Here is an 18,171-nt window from a genome sequence, read left to right on the forward strand (position 1 = left end):
ATTGTTGCATTTGCTGCAGACAAACTTATCGTTTGGAGAAACTTTCTTTTTATCCTCTTTACAGCGCTTTTCTGCCATGTGGGAGTATCTTATTTTTTAATCTCTTGCTTTTTTTGGCAGAATTTTCTGTCGAAGGCATCCATAGGAAAATGACAAATGTCAAATGACAAAAAAATACCAAATTTAAAAATTCAATTACCCAAACTAATCCACATTCAGTGTTGCTTTAGGTGTTTGAATTTTTGATCCTTTGTACATTGTCCGAAGGACTCCTGTGGAGAATTTTATTTGTCCATAGGACTCATATTGAGAGATTTGTTTATTGTATTTTGTAATTTCTGATTTATCTAAATTAGGTAAAATGAGCTAATTGAACATCATGGATTTATTCTTGTTCACGGTGTCGGAGCTGAACATCAACACCGGAAGTGCCCGTCAGTTTTTCTGAGAGCTTATCAGCACAATAGACCGAGCGATGCCGGCCACCGGTACAGCCAAAATTTACCATCAGATTGGTGAAGCCCCGCTCAGAGTAAACATCCACAGCCTGTTTTACCATCTGGTAAGCGCTTTCGATGAAATCAGTCACCTCCGGGTAATTTTGCAGAAAATCTCTCACCGGCTGGTCTATTCCGGTCAGGTGGACATATTCAGCATAACGACCAGGATTTGGCAGCGCTCTGCAATCGAAAACAAACCCACCGCCATTTCCGGATAAGTCAGCCGGAATCCCACGTTTGTAGGAAAAACTGTTGATTTGAAGGGTTAGCGAAGGATGTGTCATTTGTCTGAGGGTTTTACTTTCGAGGGTGGCCAACAAGCAGCGTTTGATTTCCGGAAGCTCATCCGGAATTTTGTTGTTTTCTAGCAGCCACCTGACATTGTTCAAAGCCAGGGGAATGCTCTCGAGAAAATGGCGCTTCCGCTCATGCAACCCCCTGAAGCCGTAAGCACCAAGTGTTTGCAAAACGCGAATCATTGCGAAGTTGTAAAAATGCGTACGGAAATCTTTTACACTTTCGGGCTCAATTTTTCCGGCCTGCAAAATGTAATGATCAATTAACTCCTCCCTTACCTCTAAAGGAATTTCAGCCCGTGCCTGAAACAAAAGAGAAGCTACATCATAGTGCAGCGCTCCTTTCCGGCCTCCCTGGTAATCAATAAAATAAAGCTGTTTTTCTTTTAACATGATATTACGGGACTGAAAATCGCGGTACACAAAAAAAGAATGATCGGCGGAAAGAAGGAGTTCGGTTAACTTGTGAAAATTCTGTTCAAGGCAAAACTCATCAAACGGGATATTGGCCAGTTTCAGGAAGTTGTATTTGAAATAATTGAGATCCCAGAGATAGGCTTGTGCATCAAATACCGGCGCCGGATGGCTGAGGGAAAAATCAATTGTTTTTCCCGCAATCATCTGAAAGCGGATCAGTTCGTCGAGAATCTGTTTATAGGTTTCTTTCATTTCATCGCCAAATCCTGCTTTTTGCCGGATTTCATTCAGATGATCGAATAAAATTTTATCCCCTAAATCCTCCAAAAGGTAGCATGTATAATCTTCATTCACCAGGTAAATTTCAGGAACACTTAACCCAAAATCAAAAAAGTGCTGCGTAAAAGAAATGAATGCCCTGTTTTCGGCTAACTGATCATAATAGGCGCCGATTGCGGTTTTGCCTCTGCCGGTCATCCTGAAATAGCGCCGGTAGGAGCCGGATTGCTGCAAAGGAGTGACCTGTTCGGGTTCAATACCCGACCATTGATGAAACAAACGACTTAAATTTTCGATAATCTGGTTCATTGATGAGTAGCTGAAAACTTCCAAAGAAAATTGCCCTGACAAATTGTTAGAGTGAATTCTACCATAATTGGTTTCAAAAAAATATCTGTAAAAGCATGGTTCAAAACACTTTTGGCAAAAATAGTTTAAAATTGCAGAGCGCTGATCAAACATTTGTCAGATAAAATCATAACTAGCTGAAAAAAAAACACTTACAATTTAAACTTTGAAGGAAATTTAATTCTACATTTGTAAATTCTTTCACTTCCATAATTTTCAAAAAACACTCAAAAATGAAAAAATTAAACCTTTTCCTGCTCATGCTTCTGCTTGTAACCTTTTCCACTACATTGTCGGCGCAATGGCTTTACTCACTCCCGCAGCCATTTACCGATTCACCCTCACACAAAGCAAATGCGCACCTGGGATATGCCTATGGACTTGGTTGGATTGTTTTGTGGGAGCAATACACTGACACTACTTCAACAGCCATTTGGTACAAAAAATACCTTACGGGCGATGACCCCGTTGAATTAATCGCCGAGCCTGGAATACATTTCAGGCGACCAACTTTGATTTCAAATTGGAATGATAACTCAGCTTTGGTAATTTTTGAAAAAGTCAGCAATGGTAAAAGTCAGCTTTATACCATCGAAGTTGGCAACAACGGCTATCAGTCTGATACCATACCATTTTGGACATCAGGTTACCAAAATCACGAACTCACCACCACAGAATATTTTTGGGTAGCCTGGAATTCGGATGAATATCTTCTTGCATCCAAAAAGATTTATGTTAACGGGGTATGGACATTTTCTGCTCCCGACACCGTTGCTTTTGGCGAAATCAGCCAACCTAATTTCGAAATATCGAACTGGAGGTTATACTGGATTGAAAAGGATTCGCTGGAGGATCATATAGCGTACGCACTATATTCATATTCATCAGGTTGGGGGGCGCCTCAAACATTAATCGCTGAACCGGAGATTAGCAAAAAAAATACACGATGGACGCATGATGGTGTGGTATCATGGTCTTACAAAAATGACGAACAATGGCAAATCAACAATTATCAGTATGATTACAATTCCGGGGAGTTTTATCCATTAAATCTGATCGAAGATGAACCTTTTGACTTTGCTGTTTGGTCAGCGCCAGCTATTAGTAAATCAGACATTTTTGAACTGAACTTTTACACATTGGCCTATCCAAAAGTGGTGGGCGACTACAAAGAATTATTCGCTTATGAACATTGGTGGGGAAGCGGAGAATCCTACCAGTTAAGTTTTTTAAACACCGAATGCCGGAACCCTTCATATCATGACGGAGAACCTGAATCAGACTATGCCATTTATGTTTATCTGATTTGGGAAGCCGAAATCGAAGGCTTTTGGCAATTGTATTATTCCCGGTTTTCTTTTGGCTGGAGTAATGTTGAAGAACATCAGTTGTTATCTGAGGTAACCATCTCGCCAAATCCTGCAGCCAGCCATATTTTCATTCAAAATCAAAAAGAAATTCCGATTTTAATCAGTATTTATGATACTAAAGGAATCCTGATTTATGAAAATCAAAGTAGTTCAATTGAGGCGTCCGTCCCGGTTCATAATTGGCCAAGAGGACTTTACGTTGTCAACATCCTCAGCGGCAGCAGTCAGCTTTCCAAAAAAATAGTCCTGAAATAATTTCCTTTTCGGAAAATCGGTCAAAAGGTTGACGTAACAAAAAACCTGAGGGGATTGAATTTTATCCTGACAGGTTAAAAATGGCTTCTTTCGTTGCAAAGTGGTTTAGGAGAAATTCCTAATTTTGCCGAAATTTTAAATGTGAATCTTAATCAATAAGTAAATTATGAAAAGTATCTCAAATTATTTGATAATCATTGCAATTGCTGCCATGTTTGCTGCATGCGCCGGTGAAAGCAAACCGGTCGGCGAACAAGCAGCTACTCAGGAGCAAGCGCCCAATCAAACTATTGTTGCTGAGAAACAAATACAATCTGCTGAACAGCAAACCCAGGCTTTGCCGGGCACACAGCCACAGGCTACTGCATCAGCTCAGACACCGCAAACAACCATTACCCAGCCTCCACAAAATCAAACTGCCTCCGGCAGCACTTCTGGCGAAATTATCATTGGTAACGAAATTGGCAACGACCTTGGCGATTTTGTGAATTACAGCCCCGACAGCACATTGCTGAAGTTGAGCAGTCTGCGTGGAAAACTTGTGATGGTTGTGCTCTGGAACTCACTTTGTCATCACTGCGTTGTTGACAATGAAAAACTTCGTGAGAGCTACAACAAGTTCAACAATAAAAATTTTAAGCATGGGAAAGGTTTCGAGATTTATACCATAGGACTTGACAAAGAGCGCGAAACATGGATCCAGGCTTTGAATGAAAAGAAATATCCCTGGAAAAACAATGTGTATGTGATTGATAGCTGGAAAGACCGTGATGTCCGCTTTTTCGGGATTAAAAACCTGCCGGGCTATTTTCTCATTGACCGTGATGGAATTGTTGTCAATAAAATGTTCACGGCTGATGAACTGGACGGGATTCTTCAGGGTTATCTGGTGAATTAGAATTATTTTAATTGATCAGTTGTTGTTTAATAAAAAAACAATTGTACTTTTGCAGCCCAATTTTTTCGTGTGAAAAATAGAGTAAACTAATTTAACGTACTGAATTTAAATTTTTTAGATAGATGGCAAATCATAAATCCGCTTTAAAAAGAATCAGGGCAAACAAGATCAAGCAAATGCGCAATCGCTACCATGCCAAGACCATGCGCAATGCAATTAAGAAATTCAGATCGCTTAACGATCCTGAAGCAGCTAAAGAACAATTCCCAAAGCTGGTTTCGATCATTGACAAGAACGCCAAGCGTAACATTATTCACAAGAACAAAGCTTCCAACCTGAAATCGAAGTTGTCGAAAAAATTGGTTGTTACTGTTGCTGAGTAAAAACAAAATCAACATATTGACCAGCCTCTATTGTTTCGGCATTAGAGGCTTTTTTTGTTTTAGTTAATCATTAACAACCATCCTCATGGACGAAAACACCCAAAGAGCCTCCATCAAAAATTGGTCGGAAGACGACCGGCCACGGGAGAAGCTGCTCCTGAAAGGTAAAGGATCGCTAAGCGATGCTGAATTGATCGCTATTTTGATTGCTTCAGGAAACAAGGATGAATCGGCGGTTGACCTCTCCAAACGAATATTGAAAAGCGTTGACAATAACCTGATCGAACTGTCAAAGCTGACCGTGAATGACCTGAAGAAATTTAAGGGAATAGGTGAAGCCAAAGCCATAACCATAGCTGCAGCGATGGAACTTGGCAATCGTCGCCGAGGCGCCGAAGTAATGGACAGGAAAAGAATCATAACCAGCCACGACGCCTTTGAAGTAATGCAGATGCACATTGGCGATCCAAACTACGAGTACTTTTTTGTGATCTTGCTCAATCAGGCCGGAAAGATCATCAGAACGCTGAACATCAGCGAAGGCGGGATTACAGGAACTGTAGTTGATCCGAAAAAAGTATTTAAACTTGCTATCGAAAACAATGCTACTTCAATCATACTCGGACATAATCACCCCTCCGGGAGTGTTTTGCCAAGCGAACAGGATAAAAAACTGACCATTAAAATTAAGGAAGCAGGAAAGTTTCTTGAAATCGCTGTACTCGACCATGTCATCATTGGTTCAGAACAATACTATTCTTTTGCCGACAGCGGTGAAATGTAAGGCTCAGGCAAGACTCAGCCAACAGCGTACCTGATCATTTCCACATACAACGCCTGCCACCCCTCCCATCGTTTCAGATCATTGAGTGACTCGTTGTGCCACAGACTGATAAATGTTCCATCCACCGCCTTTACTTCATCAATGATTTCGCGGATGATTTCCAGTGATTCTGCCGGTTCCTTTTGCACGTAATCTTTCAATGTACCATCCATCACAGCAAAGGGGTGCACGCGAAGCATGGTTTCGGTTTCCAGATCAAGATCATAAAAATAATACGTATCACAGATGCCGGCACGGAAGCCGGGCAGCGAGGCATAACCCATGGTGTAATCATCGGTAATATCAGCTTGAATCAGGTTTCGGTAGGTTACCGGAAAGTTAAGCCTGAGAAAGTGTTGCCGGCTTTTGGTAATCTCGCGGTTCAGTATGCCCGAAAGACGGTTTACCTCTGTGTTGAGGCGCTGAAAACTTGTATTGGCGCCGAATGAAGGATGAATCCCAACTTCAGCATAATCAGCCAACGATTTGATCAGTCGTTGAAAGTTGGCATTGTTCACTGGCAAATTCTTGTCAAATTCACCATAATCAGCCATCAAAATAAAATATATCGGGTGCAGGTGAAACTCCTTTTGAAGAGAAAGTTGAAAGTCGTACGTATCAAAAGGGTCTTCCTGTCGCCCGACCAGCACCCTGAAACGTTCTTTGATTTCTTTAAAATCAAGGTTAAAAATATTACGCCCGGTAGCGGCAACATTCCTTACGACACCTTTGTGTAAAAATGCGTAAGCCGAATCAATGTCAAGGGTTGGCCTGAAACGAAACTGGCGTTTCCTGAACCTGAGTCCGGGAAATTTTTCTTTTAACAAATCTCTGATCTGATAAGCCCAAATGTTGATCAAAGGCTTTTGCAGAAAGTCGTTTTTAGCCGAAAAACTTTCGATGGCATCAAACCGGCCAAAACGATCCTTTTTGTAAGGAAGATACTCCTCGTAACGGGTCACAAGGTAAAATGCCGCCGCAAAGGGATCGAACGGGAAAACGGATGTATGATCATGAACGGGGTAAAAAGCTTTGATCCCATTGTACGTAAAGACGCTCAATTCCTGGCCTTCGATGCCCGTCTTGAAGAGTAATTCGGCAGGAAAAAAATGAAGGCAGCCTTCAGCATGTTCTTTTGAATAATTGATTTTGGCGCCATGGAATGACCGGAATGTTTCCATGTTCGAAGTCATCTCATAGTTAGTGGCCAGTATCTGATCAAAATAGAGTTTAAAAATGTAGCCTATCCTCTTGGTGATTCGTGGTGTATAGACAAGGATCATTTGAATGTGTTTTCCGGACAAAAATAATTCATTTTTTTCACCACCCGATCGTATCACTCCCGGCGATGCTATTGGTAAATCACTTTGCCCAAAAATAACTACTTTTGGGCTTTCAATTTCAAGTTATTAAATGGACAACTTCATTGTATCTGCCCGAAAATACAGGCCTGCCACCTTCGATACCGTGGTTGGACAGGATCATATTACTACCACCCTGAAAAACGCCATCCGTAACCAGCAGTTGGCCCAGGCTTTTTTATTCACCGGACCGAGAGGTGTAGGAAAAACCACATGCGCCCGCATTTTTGCAAAGACCATCAACTGCCTGAACCTGGACGAAAACATAGAACCTTGCAATGCCTGCGACTCCTGTCTTTCTTTTAACCGCAGTGCTTCGTTTAATATTTTTGAACTGGATGCCGCCTCAAACAATTCAGTGGAGGACATTCGCAGCCTGGTTGACCAGGTCAGGATTCCACCGCAATCGGTACGCTACAAGGTCTATATCATTGATGAGGTACACATGTTGTCGTCGCAGGCTTTCAATGCTTTTCTGAAAACTTTGGAAGAGCCGCCTGAATATGCGAAATTCATCCTTGCCACCACCGAAAAGCACAAGATTATCCCGACCATCCTCTCCCGTTGCCAGATTTACGACTTCAAACGGATTACGGTGAAGGACATCGCCCGTCATCTCGCTTTTGTGGCCAGCAAAGAAGGCGTACAGGCCGAAGAAGAAGCGTTGCAGGTGATTGCCTACAAAGCCGATGGCGCCCTGCGCGACGCCCTTTCAATTTTCGATCAGCTGGTCAGTTTTGCTGGTAAGGAATTGCACTATGAGCTAGTTGTGGAGCATCTCAACGTACTGGATTACGATTACTATTTCAAGGTTACCGATTTTCTGCTCCAGGGAAATATTTTTGAAAGTCTGCTCACCTTTAATAAAGTGATCGAATCGGGTTTCGACGGGCAGCATTTTATTTCCGGACTGGGAGCCCACCTTCGCGATCTGCTGGTTTGTACGGATAAAAAAACCATTGAACTGCTTGAAGTTGGCGAAAAAATCAAAGAGCGCTACCTGGCCCAAGCTTCAAAATGTTCTCCCACCTTCCTGATCAAGGCACTCGACATCATTCAGAAAACAGATTTTGGTTACAAAATGAGCAACAGCAAGCGGCTACACATCGAAATCGCGCTGATGCAACTGGCTTCGATTAATGACCTGGACCTTGCGAACAACAGACCTTTGCAGGCAGTTGCACCACCGGAAAAAAAAACTGAAGTAATTTCCGCTCAGTTAAAACCCACCCAACCACCGCCACCCAAACCTTCTTTGCAAGCAGTAACGACTAACCCTGCAATTGCTCCTGAAGTTCCAGCAAACCCTGCAAATCAAAACAAAGTTAATGAACCGGCTAAACCAACATTTATCCCCTCCACTATTTCGATTAAGGATGATGTGAGCCAAACCAAAGACAGCCCGGAAAGTGAAGAAATTGAAACCTTTGATTTCGAATCAGAGGAATTTTTGAATGCTCGGAAAATCCAACCCGAACAACTACAGCAAACGTGGACAGAATATGCCAATAAGATTGCTCCCAGCCATCCAAATCTGTATAGCACCCTGATTGCTGCCAAACCCGAAATCAGCGATGATTTTGAGATCACTTTCGAGGTGAGCAACTCGTTACAGCAAAGAGAAATTTATGCACAAAAGATGGACTTAATCACATTTCTTCGTGAAGAACTCAACAACAATTTTGTCAGGATTAAGGTGAATGTGAATGCCATCGCTGTGCAGGTGAGGCCTTACAAGCCGGAAGAAGTTTATCAGCATTTTGTCGAAAAGAATCCTGTGGTAGGAGAACTGAAACAGAAATTTGGGCTGACACTTGAATATTGATTCGATAATGGGAAAAAAACCCTGGATCATCTCTCTAATTTTTAGATTTCGTCTTTAGATTTAGCCGCTAAAAATAGCCCAATCCGGCATCGCACTCAAGTCAATATCAAATACCCAAATCCCGAGCAGATACGTCATCAGTGTGATGATCACCGCTCCGATAAGATTGAGGAAAAGTCCCGCTTTGACCATATCCAACACACGCAACCGGTTGGTGGCGAAGATGATGGCGTTTGGAGGTGTGGCCACCGGCAGCATAAAAGCCATGGATGCAGACAGGGTGGCGGGGATCATCAACAGCAAAGGATTGATACCGGCCGAAATACTAATGCCGGCAAGGATGGGGAGAATCATTTCGGTGGTGGCAGTGTTGGAAGTAAGCTCGGTTAAAAAGGTCATCAGTAAGGCGATGAACAGGATCACAGCCAGAATATGGTAATCGGCCACCCAGATCAACTGCCCGCCAATCCAGCCCGACAAGCCGGATTCTTTAAAACCGGAAGCGAGCGCAAAGCCACCTCCAAACAACAAAATGATATTCCAGGGGATATCTTCGGCAGTTTTCCAGTTCATGATCCTTGTGGAGCCATCCGTTTTTGATGGTAAAACGAAAAGAAGTATGGCAATAAAAATAGCCACGGTTCCATCGGTGATGTAATTGCTGAAAGGCAACAGCCTGCTCCACCCGGGAATGATCAAACGGCCAAAGTCGATATCAGCCCTGAATAGCCATAGAACTGCCACAGCTATAAAATTGACCAGTACAACTTTTTCCTCAAAACGCATGGGGCCGATTTCTTTTAGCTGACCGCGCAGTGTTTGCCTGTCAAGCCCGGTCAAACTCTCACTTTTTGGTTTATAGATCAGGTAAATATAAAGCCAGGCTACCATAAAGATAACTAAAACAATAGGAAGTGCAAACATGAGCCATCGTGAGAAAGAGATTTCGGGGGCTTCTGGAAAATAGATATGGAAAATACTTACAAACAGGGGATTTGGGGGTGTTCCGACTAATGTGGCCATTCCACCTATCGAAGCGCTATAGGCAACACCAAGTAGGAGTCCGATACTGTATTTTTTTACGCTGTCATCGCAGGAGGTTTCCTCCATTTTATTGGTAATCGAAAGGAGGATTGGAACCATCATCATGGTAGTTGCAGTGTTTGAAATCCACATCGACAAAAAAGCAGTGGCAAGCATAAAACCAAGCAAAATCCTTCCAGGCCCCATCCCGGTGATAGCCAATATTCTCAGTGCAATTCTCCGGTGAAGATTCCACCGTTGCATGGCAAGAGCAAGGATAAACCCTCCCAAAAAGAGGAAAATAACATCATTAAAATAAACCAGCGACACAGCTTTTCCGCTCATAATCCCAAGCAATGGGTAAAGCACAACCGGGATGAGTGATGTTACGGCAAGTGGAACCACTTCTGTAATCCACCAGACGGCCATCAGCAACGCTATTGCAAGGGTGGCTGTGACCAAAGGATTGCCCGGGTCAAGTTCAATAAAAAAGATCAGGTAAAGTGAAATCAGCGGTGCAATTACAAAACTAATAAACGACTTCATTTTCATCGGTGATGAATGTTTATGAGAATTAGAAATCAAATGTACCTAAAATCTAACATCTGCTAACTCTTATACCAATTGTAATTATAAAATGGTCCAAACCATTTTATAATTTTACAATGGTAAATGCCGATGCTACTTGAAAATAGTACAATGAGACGAAGTCGAAATTGGACTATATTGAAAGTGCAATCGGTATTAGCTGTTTGTTGGCGTTGAATAGGGGGATTTTGCTTAATTTTGCGGCAAATTTTCTATTACTAAATTAACGGATATGAAGAAATTAGCAGTTGTAGCATTTGGCGGAAATGCACTCCAACAGGGAGGACAGGTTGGCACCATTGATGAACAGGAACAAAACGCGTTCGAAACCTGTGAAAAACTGGTTACCCTGATCCAGGAAAAAAATTATAACCTCGTAATTACCCATGGCAACGGGCCGCAGGTGGGTAATCTCTTATTGAATAACATTGCCGGCAACAAACTTTATGGCCTGCCCGAAATGCCACTCGACATTTGCGTGGCCTACTCGCAGGGATTTATCGGATATGTAATTGAGCAGCAGCTTAAAAACGTACTGATGTATAACGATCTTGACCGGGATATCATAACCATCATCACCCAGGTGCTGGTTGATAAGGATGATCCGGCATTTCAAAAGCCGACCAAACCGATAGGCCCATATTATTCAAAAGATGAAGCCGATAAAATTACTTCCGAAACAGGATCAGTATTTGCTGAAGACCCGCGTGGCAGGGGTTGGAGAAAAGTGGTAGCGTCACCCAAACCTCTTGTAATCAACAATAAAAAATCCATTGAGAAAATTGCCAGGGAAGGCACCATCGTGGTTGCCGTTGGTGGTGGCGGCATCCCGATTTTCTATGCCAAAGAGAATAAACTCCAGGGAATTGATGCGGTAATTGATAAAGACCTGGCTTCAGCATTGCTCGCGGCTCAGATCAATGCAGATAAATTTTTCATCCTTACCGATGTACCAAAAGTTTGCCTGAACTTCAACACGCCGCAGGAAAAAACCCTCGACCGCCTTTCCATCTCCGATGCAAAGAGATATCTTGCTGAAGGTCATTTCGCCGAAGGAAGCATGGCGCCAAAAATCAGGGCTGCTATCTATTTTGTGGAACACAGCGGAAAAGATGCCATCATCACAAAAACTACCAAACTCGGAATTGACAATGGCGGAACAAGGGTTGTGATGGTTTAACTCAAATCACAAGTTTCAAAAAAACAAGCACCAAACAAATCCTAATATTGAAAATCAAAATCCGAAACTGTTTAAATTCTTGAGATTGGAACTTCGGAATTATTTGAGTTTTGTATTTTGGTTTTTGATATTTCAAATTGATAATCAATATTTTTAACACACTAAATAAATATTTTATGGCATTCAATTTAAGAAACAGGAATTTTTTGAAGTTACTTGACTTTACTCCACAGGAGATTAGATTTTTACTTGACCTTTCTTCAGATTTAAAAAAGGCAAAATATGCCGGTACCGAGCAGCAGCGCCTCAAAGGTAAAAACATCGTGTTGCTGTTTGCCAAAGATTCAACCCGCACACGCTGTGCCTTTGAGGTTGCAGCCTTTGACCAGGGCGCCCAGATTACTTACCTGGGACCTGCCGGTTCACAGATGGGTAAAAAAGAATCAATGAAGGACACCGCCAGGGTGCTGGGAAGAATGTACGATGGCATCGAATACCGTGGCTACGGCCAGGATATCGTCGAAGAACTGGGAAAATTTGCAGGTGTACCGGTTTGGAACGGACTTACCAACGAATTTCATCCAACCCAGATTTTGGCCGACTTCCTCACCATGCGTGAGCATTCTGACAAGCCTTTGCACCAAGTTTCATTTGCTTACTTGGGCGATGCAAGGAATAATATGGGCAACTCGCTGATGGTTGGCGCTGCAAAAATGGGAATGGACTTCCGCGCTGTGGCTCCAAAAGAACTCTTCCCGGATGCCAAGCTGGTTGAAACTTGCCGTGCCATTGCCAAAGAGACAGGAGCCAAAATCACCCTAACCGATAATGTTACTGAAGGGGTGAAAGGGGTTGACTTTTTATACACTGACGTATGGGTGTCGATGGGCGAACCTGCCGAGGAATGGAACCGCCGGATTAAAATGATGACTCCTTACCAGGTGAACATGGATATGGTGAAAAAGACCGGGAATCCTGATGTAAAATTTATGCACTGCCTTCCAGCTTTCCACAACCGCGAAACAGAAGTTGGAGAGGAAATTTTCCAGAAATTCGGCCTGCCTGAGATGGAAGTCTCAGAAGAAGTATTTGAATCCCCGCACTCCATCGTTTTCGACCAGGCCGAAAACAGGCTGCATACCATTAAGGCTGTGATGGTTGCTACACTTGGAAGCTAAGGCTTTTTATTAGTGCCAGAAAGAAAACCCCTGAAGTTGAAAATCAATGAGTGCCCCAACCCTCCCGAAGTCTCGGGATAAATTCCGGGAGCATTGATTTTCAACGATTTACTCCCTTTAGGGTGGGGTAATTAAATCGTTGAAAAACAAATTTGTAAAGTTTTCTTGCTGGCAGTAATTAAAACTCTCTATTAACAAAAAAGCCGCCCTAGAATCAGGAGCGGCTTTTTATATGTTATGCTATCAGGTTATTTACTGATAATGATCTTGTTTGTATAAATCTGATCATCTTTCACCAATTTGATCAGGTAAATGCCATTGGAAATATCGCCAAGTAATAATTCTGATTGGTTAAAGCCTGCATTCAAAGAAAGGTTTCTTTTAAACACTGCTTGTCCCAGTAAATCATAAATTGCCAGTTCCACGTCAGTCCGCTGGTTTGTATTGATCTGAATATTGATGACATCATGGGCCGGATTGGGGAAAATGGCCAGTTCTGAATCTTTGAAATATTCAGGAACACCAACGGGAGAAGAAGTAGTAAATGTCCATACAGGGCTGAAATCACTGGTATCAATAGCACTCATGGCCCTCACCCTCCAATAGTACAAAGTGCTTGATTCGAGATCGGTATTTACGTTCAGAAGGGGGATTTCATCATCGCTTGCATCCTTGTAATAGATTTTGGAGTCGAGCATTTCGAGGTCTTTGCAATAATTGATCTCGTACTTGATCGTTCCTTTGATCTGGTCCCAGCGCAGCTGAGGACGAAGGACCACACCAGTATCACCATTTGCAGGACTGGTCAGAACCGGAGTTGTGAAAGTAGTAAAATTCCATACCAGCGACCAATCTGTGGTATCCACTTCATGGCGGCCTCTCATTCTCCAAAAATACTGCGTTCCATACATCAGATTTTTGGCAGGTTCGATGATGTTTTCAGTCAATTCAACATCAGGCGAGGCAAATTCAGCATTATCATCCACCTGGTATTCAAACTTGGTTAATCCTGAAATATCATCCCACCTCAAATTCACATTTAAATGATTATTTACACTATTATTATCCGGTTTTTTGAGATCAATAATATTAAGTGTTGTAAAATTTCTCACGTCGCTCCAGCCTGAAATATCATTTGTGTGTCCTGCTCTGGCTCTCCAGAAATACTTTACACCAAAGTACAAATTAGCCATTGGCTTATTAAAAGTTGTACCCGTAACCATAAACTCCTGAAGATTTGGTGAGTCAAATGTGTTTACTGTATCAATTTGAACGTCAAAAAAAGTAACTCCTGAAATTAAAATCTGGCCAACCCTGTCGCGCCATTGAAGGTTAATATCCGGAACCTGTTTAACAGCATCATTATTTGGCCTGAACAGATCAAACTTCGTGAAAGTAGTAAATGACCAGACTGCCGACCACTCTGAAGTGCTGTTACCTTCATAAATTGCTCTGACACGCCAGTGATGCTGGAGGCTAAATTTAAGCAAACTAGTTTTGACAGCTGTAAGGTCAGTGATTGAATCAAAAACAATGGCTGTGAAGTCAGCATTTTCGCTCAATTGCAACTCATAATTTATCGCCCCGATTACTGCATTCCAATCAAGCAATACATCAGGCATTTGGTTGGTTGCATTATTTGCCGGTGTTACAAGAACAGGCGGTTCCACTTTGATTTGTGCCATCGTGAAAGAGGCAACCAGGAAAAACACCGCGGTAACTAAATATTTTTTCATAGGATTATCTTTTTTCTTGTTACAGTAATTAAATTAACGAACTATCATTTTTGCAGTGAGCATTTCATTTCCGGCATCAATCCTGGCAACATAAGCGCCACCTGGTAAATCGGAGCAATCAAGTGTTACATCAAATGATCCTGATGACACCGTTCCTGCATTAAATTCCTTCACGATCATTCCGTTGAGATTGTAAAGAGTAATCCTGACATTGCTGCTGCTTATGAGGTCGAATGTGAATGTAGCAGTTGTATGCACAGGATTAGGATAAATTGAGAAGGTTGAAATATTTGCATTGACAGGCATTTCCGGGTCATTAATACCAACAATTTCATAGCTGTCATCTCTGAAAACACCTCTTCCGTAAGTAGCCATGTAAATTGTGCCCCAGTTGTCAACTCTTGGATAAATCAGTGGAGGAGTAGTCGGGTCTTCACTGTAAATGATGAATTCATCCTTGAAAATTGTTTGCTGCTTAATCTGGAATACCGGGATAATTCCTACACCTTCACTATCGGGAACCCAACTTACAGCACCATTTCCAATGTCTGAAGAGGTGTAAACACCAAGTTCGGTTCCAATTATGGCAATGTTTGAATTGTTCATTTCAATAATGGAAGAATAAACCGGCATTTTCGGAAGATCACCCGTGATACTCATGAAGTTAATACCTGTTGAAGGAGATGCCAACGCATTGGTTGAACGGTAAACATAATCCTCATTTCCATAATTTCCTAAAGTTACAATCAAGTTGTTATCGTTGTTCGGATCAAATGCAATTGATGTGATAAATCTTCCCTGGAAAGCAGGATACTGAATAATGTCCGCAGAAACAATGCAGTACGGGCTTCTTATGTCAGCTCTTTCGTAATCGTAAGCAAGGGCAAGGTTAGATATCCTCATGATTGTTCCGGTTCTGGTACCAATAAACAGGTAGTTTGCATCTTTTGAATAAGCTATGCAGGTTGGTGCTCCGTTTGCTGCGGCTACAAGGGCAATCTGCCACCATTCAGTGTCTTTACTGAATTTCACGGCATCTTTGGTCATATAAACTGTATTGTGTGTAGCAATAAAAAGCTTGGACTGGATGATATCCTTGATTCGCAATGAGTCGCCTTCGGAAAGGGATTCCTCTAAAGTATAGGTGAAAGGATAACCAGCATCAAGACCAAATCCGGGGTTTGCACTACGGCAAATTATAACTTCACCTTCACTGTAGTTGGTTGTTGCTTTAAATGTGACTGAATCGCGCGAGTTCTCGCTCTCAAAATCTTCCCACAAAGCAATCGGGGTCATGAAAAGGTTCGAAGTTGGCGCATTGAAATTAAAGGATGTGTTTTGCCCTTCATCGTCTGAGCGCTCAATGACTCCTGTACTTGTACTATAAACGAATGCATTTGGGTTAATCTTTGAAATTTCGCAAAAGCCTCCATTGGAAGCTTCAATTTTTTCTCCGTTTTCTGTTGTATTGCCCTGACCGCTGATGAACCAGGTTCCATCGCCCTGTGTTCCTGTAACTGCTTTTCTTTTCAGGCCTCCAATACCAATTGTATAGCTTTGGGTAATAGATAGCGTACGATTAATTCTGTTAAAGTCTGTTGAACCGGTAGTAACAGTTCCGTAGGAAATACCTCTGTTAGTGGCAACCGCCAATTTGTTAACTGTTCCTGGTTGGAAAGCATAAACATGATGGCCCGCAGGTAAAAATGCAGTAATTGGTCCAAGTCCCCAGTCAAAATAACCGTTTGTTCCTTCAATCCGCTGGCCTAACCACATGGTAAGACCTCCAAGCAAAACTTTATAGGGGTTATCAGGAAATACTTCAAAAACATTGTTGTAACAGGCTGAACCATTGAATGGTCTTAGTGTTGTTGAACCGCCGGGGAAAATCACATGCCATGTTTCGCCTTTATCTTCTGAAAGATAAACATTATAAAGGAATCCGGCTTGTGTACTGACAGCGTAAATAATATTACCGGTTGGGTCGGAGGGAGCAAATGCTACCTGGGACCTTCCGGGATTATTTGCCAACGGACTTGGACGCCCAAGGGCAGGATCGGGAACATAATTGGTTAGCTGATTGAATGCAACAGTACGATTGGCTGAATTACCAAGTGTATCAACTGCAATTAAAGTAGTTGTGTAATCCCTGTCTTCTCGGGTAATTAATTTTGGATTGGAAGGTGTACCGGATTTATTGGTGAAAACAAGATTGCTACCTGGTGTTGCAATGTGCACCATATCGCCAAAAGTAGCCACAACGGTTCCATCATTTCCAACCTCTACATCAGAACAGTTAATCTTACCAAATTCCATAATTTGACGTTCTGGCGCAAGGGCAGTTTTCTGATAATTGGTTGTATCAACAACAGCCTTATTGAACTGCGGGTTTTGCATAATTATGGTATTCCCAACCACTTCATAACTGTCGCACTGGACCGTTGAATCTATTGCAAGTGCAACCTCGTATGTGAGAGTATCATGATAATATTGATTTGCTTTCATCCAACCGGAATTTCCATTGTCCGAATACCACAGACCTGCATTAGTGGCAGCATAAACTCTTCCTGAGTTTTTATCTATGGCAATTTTGTTGATGTATGCCCATTCAACAGTATCATTATCAGCAGTTATTGTAGGTGTGGTTTCAGTGATTAAGGTGAAAGTATCGCCATCCGTTGATTTAAACATTCCCTGACCTACCAACCCTCCGATATAGGTTTCTGCCTCGGTACAAAAGTATTCGCCTGTACCGGCATAAATGGTTCCGTCAGCAGCCTGGGCCATACAGGTAACATAAAGATTCTGATTTGCTGTATTGATCTTGCTCCAGGTAGATCCAAGATTTGTTGTTTTCCACAAACCACCTGTAACCCCTGCAGTTATCAACGTTTTTGCAGTTTGATCTTTATTATCGAAAATGAGCGCTCTTACACGTCCCGGAGCATTATCCGGACCAACAAAAGACCAGTTCAGCCCAAGCGAGTTACCCGATTTCAACTGTCGCTTTTCGGCTTGCTCCCTTGCAAGAAGTACATCATTTGAGTTGACTTCGCCGGTAATCTGGTTGCTCCTGATCTGATGAAGGTACTCCGCTGCATCGACTATTTCTAAATTGTCGCTCCTCTTTGAAGAAGGATGATCTGAACCAACAAAGCCAGATGCAACAATGAGCCCGGTCAACCCAAGAATAAACGTTAATAAGCTCAATTGTAAAAGTTTACGTTTCATGTTATGAAAATTTGATTAGTATAATTTTTTATTTTTTAAATTCAACTCATCAGTAAAAAACGTGCCACTAAAATACTGCTTTTAATTAAACCTGCTGATTTTTGTTCCTTCTCGGTAGGTTCGATCTCAGCTATTTAACCAAACAAAATTAAAACTCTGATTCAGACAGCTAAATGAAAATCAGTTTAAGGCTAATCGAAATCAGTTTACGGTGCACTGTTTCAGCATAAAAACACGCTTTAAAAACTGAATAATAGCTGAAAAAATCGATGAACAAAATTGAAAAAAAAACTCGTACCACAAACACTTTTAACTTAATATAAATTGATTTTAAATAGCAGTACATGAAAATCATGAGTTGGTGTATTCCGTTCGAGCTCCTAAATACAACAAACTGTTTGGTTTATAGACATTCAATGACTTATTTTCAATTTTTCCCTATGTAATCATTTGAAATTTGAATCCTTGCACAATTTTTGG

General features: G+C 41.9%; 12 protein-coding genes. 7 read left to right on the plus strand and 5 right to left on the minus strand.

Translation table 11 applies throughout. The annotated features are described in order from the left end of the window. Window positions 1–385: 385 nt before the first annotated feature. Window positions 386–1,801, minus strand: coding sequence for a phosphotransferase (locus IH598_02450; protein ID MBE0637362.1), 1,416 nt, complete (start codon window positions 1,799–1,801; stop codon window positions 386–388). A 272-nt stretch (window positions 1,802–2,073) separates the two neighbouring features. On the opposite strand from IH598_02450, the gene IH598_02455 reads away from it, so the two are divergent. The 4 genes from IH598_02455 (at window position 2,074) to radC (ending at window position 5,530) form a co-directional block, all read left to right on the plus strand. After that, a complete protein-coding gene (locus tag IH598_02455) occupies window positions 2,074–3,465 on the plus strand; it encodes a T9SS type A sorting domain-containing protein (protein MBE0637363.1) in 1,392 nt (463 codons plus the stop codon). A 166-nt stretch (window positions 3,466–3,631) separates the two neighbouring features. Continuing rightward, window positions 3,632–4,363: a TlpA family protein disulfide reductase gene (locus IH598_02460; protein ID MBE0637364.1), complete on the plus strand. Its 732-nt coding sequence runs from the start codon at window positions 3,632–3,634 to the stop codon at window positions 4,361–4,363. Between the two features lie 122 nt (window positions 4,364–4,485). Next, complete coding sequence (locus IH598_02465; GenBank protein ID MBE0637365.1) at window positions 4,486–4,746, plus strand: 30S ribosomal protein S20; 261 nt, start codon at window positions 4,486–4,488, stop codon at window positions 4,744–4,746. An 85-nt stretch (window positions 4,747–4,831) separates the two neighbouring features. Then, window positions 4,832–5,530: a DNA repair protein RadC gene (gene radC, locus IH598_02470; GenBank protein MBE0637366.1), complete on the plus strand. Its 699-nt coding sequence runs from the start codon at window positions 4,832–4,834 to the stop codon at window positions 5,528–5,530. A gap of 14 nt (window positions 5,531–5,544) precedes the next feature. On the opposite strand, the gene IH598_02475 is transcribed toward radC, so the two are convergent. After that, window positions 5,545–6,852, minus strand: a complete 1,308-nt coding sequence (locus IH598_02475; protein MBE0637367.1) for a polysaccharide deacetylase family protein — start codon at window positions 6,850–6,852, stop codon at window positions 5,545–5,547. 130 nt (window positions 6,853–6,982) lie between these two features. Here IH598_02475 and IH598_02480 point away from each other — a divergent pair, with 130 nt between their 5' ends. Then, a complete protein-coding gene (locus IH598_02480) occupies window positions 6,983–8,755 on the plus strand; it encodes a DNA polymerase III subunit gamma/tau (GenBank protein MBE0637368.1) in 1,773 nt (590 codons plus the stop codon). Between the two features lie 60 nt (window positions 8,756–8,815). Here IH598_02480 and IH598_02485 read toward each other — a convergent pair whose 3' ends face one another. Then, entirely contained in the window at window positions 8,816–10,330 is a 1,515-nt protein-coding gene (locus IH598_02485) for an SLC13/DASS family transporter (GenBank protein MBE0637369.1), read from the minus strand. Window positions 10,331–10,598: 268 nt separating this feature from the next. Here IH598_02485 and arcC point away from each other — a divergent pair, with 268 nt between their 5' ends. Together arcC and IH598_02495 are read left to right on the plus strand one after the other, a co-directional pair. Continuing rightward, complete coding sequence (gene arcC / locus IH598_02490) at window positions 10,599–11,546, plus strand: carbamate kinase (protein MBE0637370.1); 948 nt, start codon at window positions 10,599–10,601, stop codon at window positions 11,544–11,546. 176 nt (window positions 11,547–11,722) lie between these two features. Next, window positions 11,723–12,724, plus strand: a complete 1,002-nt coding sequence (locus tag IH598_02495; protein ID MBE0637371.1) for an ornithine carbamoyltransferase — start codon at window positions 11,723–11,725, stop codon at window positions 12,722–12,724. Window positions 12,725–12,972: 248 nt separating this feature from the next. On the opposite strand, the gene IH598_02500 is transcribed toward IH598_02495, so the two are convergent. Continuing rightward, complete coding sequence (locus IH598_02500; GenBank protein ID MBE0637372.1) at window positions 12,973–14,460, minus strand: T9SS type A sorting domain-containing protein; 1,488 nt, start codon at window positions 14,458–14,460, stop codon at window positions 12,973–12,975. A 33-nt stretch (window positions 14,461–14,493) separates the two neighbouring features. Next, complete coding sequence (locus tag IH598_02505) at window positions 14,494–17,691, minus strand: T9SS type A sorting domain-containing protein (GenBank protein MBE0637373.1); 3,198 nt, start codon at window positions 17,689–17,691, stop codon at window positions 14,494–14,496. Window positions 17,692–18,171: the final 480 nt, after the last annotated feature.

The organism is Bacteroidales bacterium, from assembly GCA_014860585.1.
Classification (GTDB): domain Bacteria; phylum Bacteroidota; class Bacteroidia; order Bacteroidales; family 4484-276; genus RZYY01.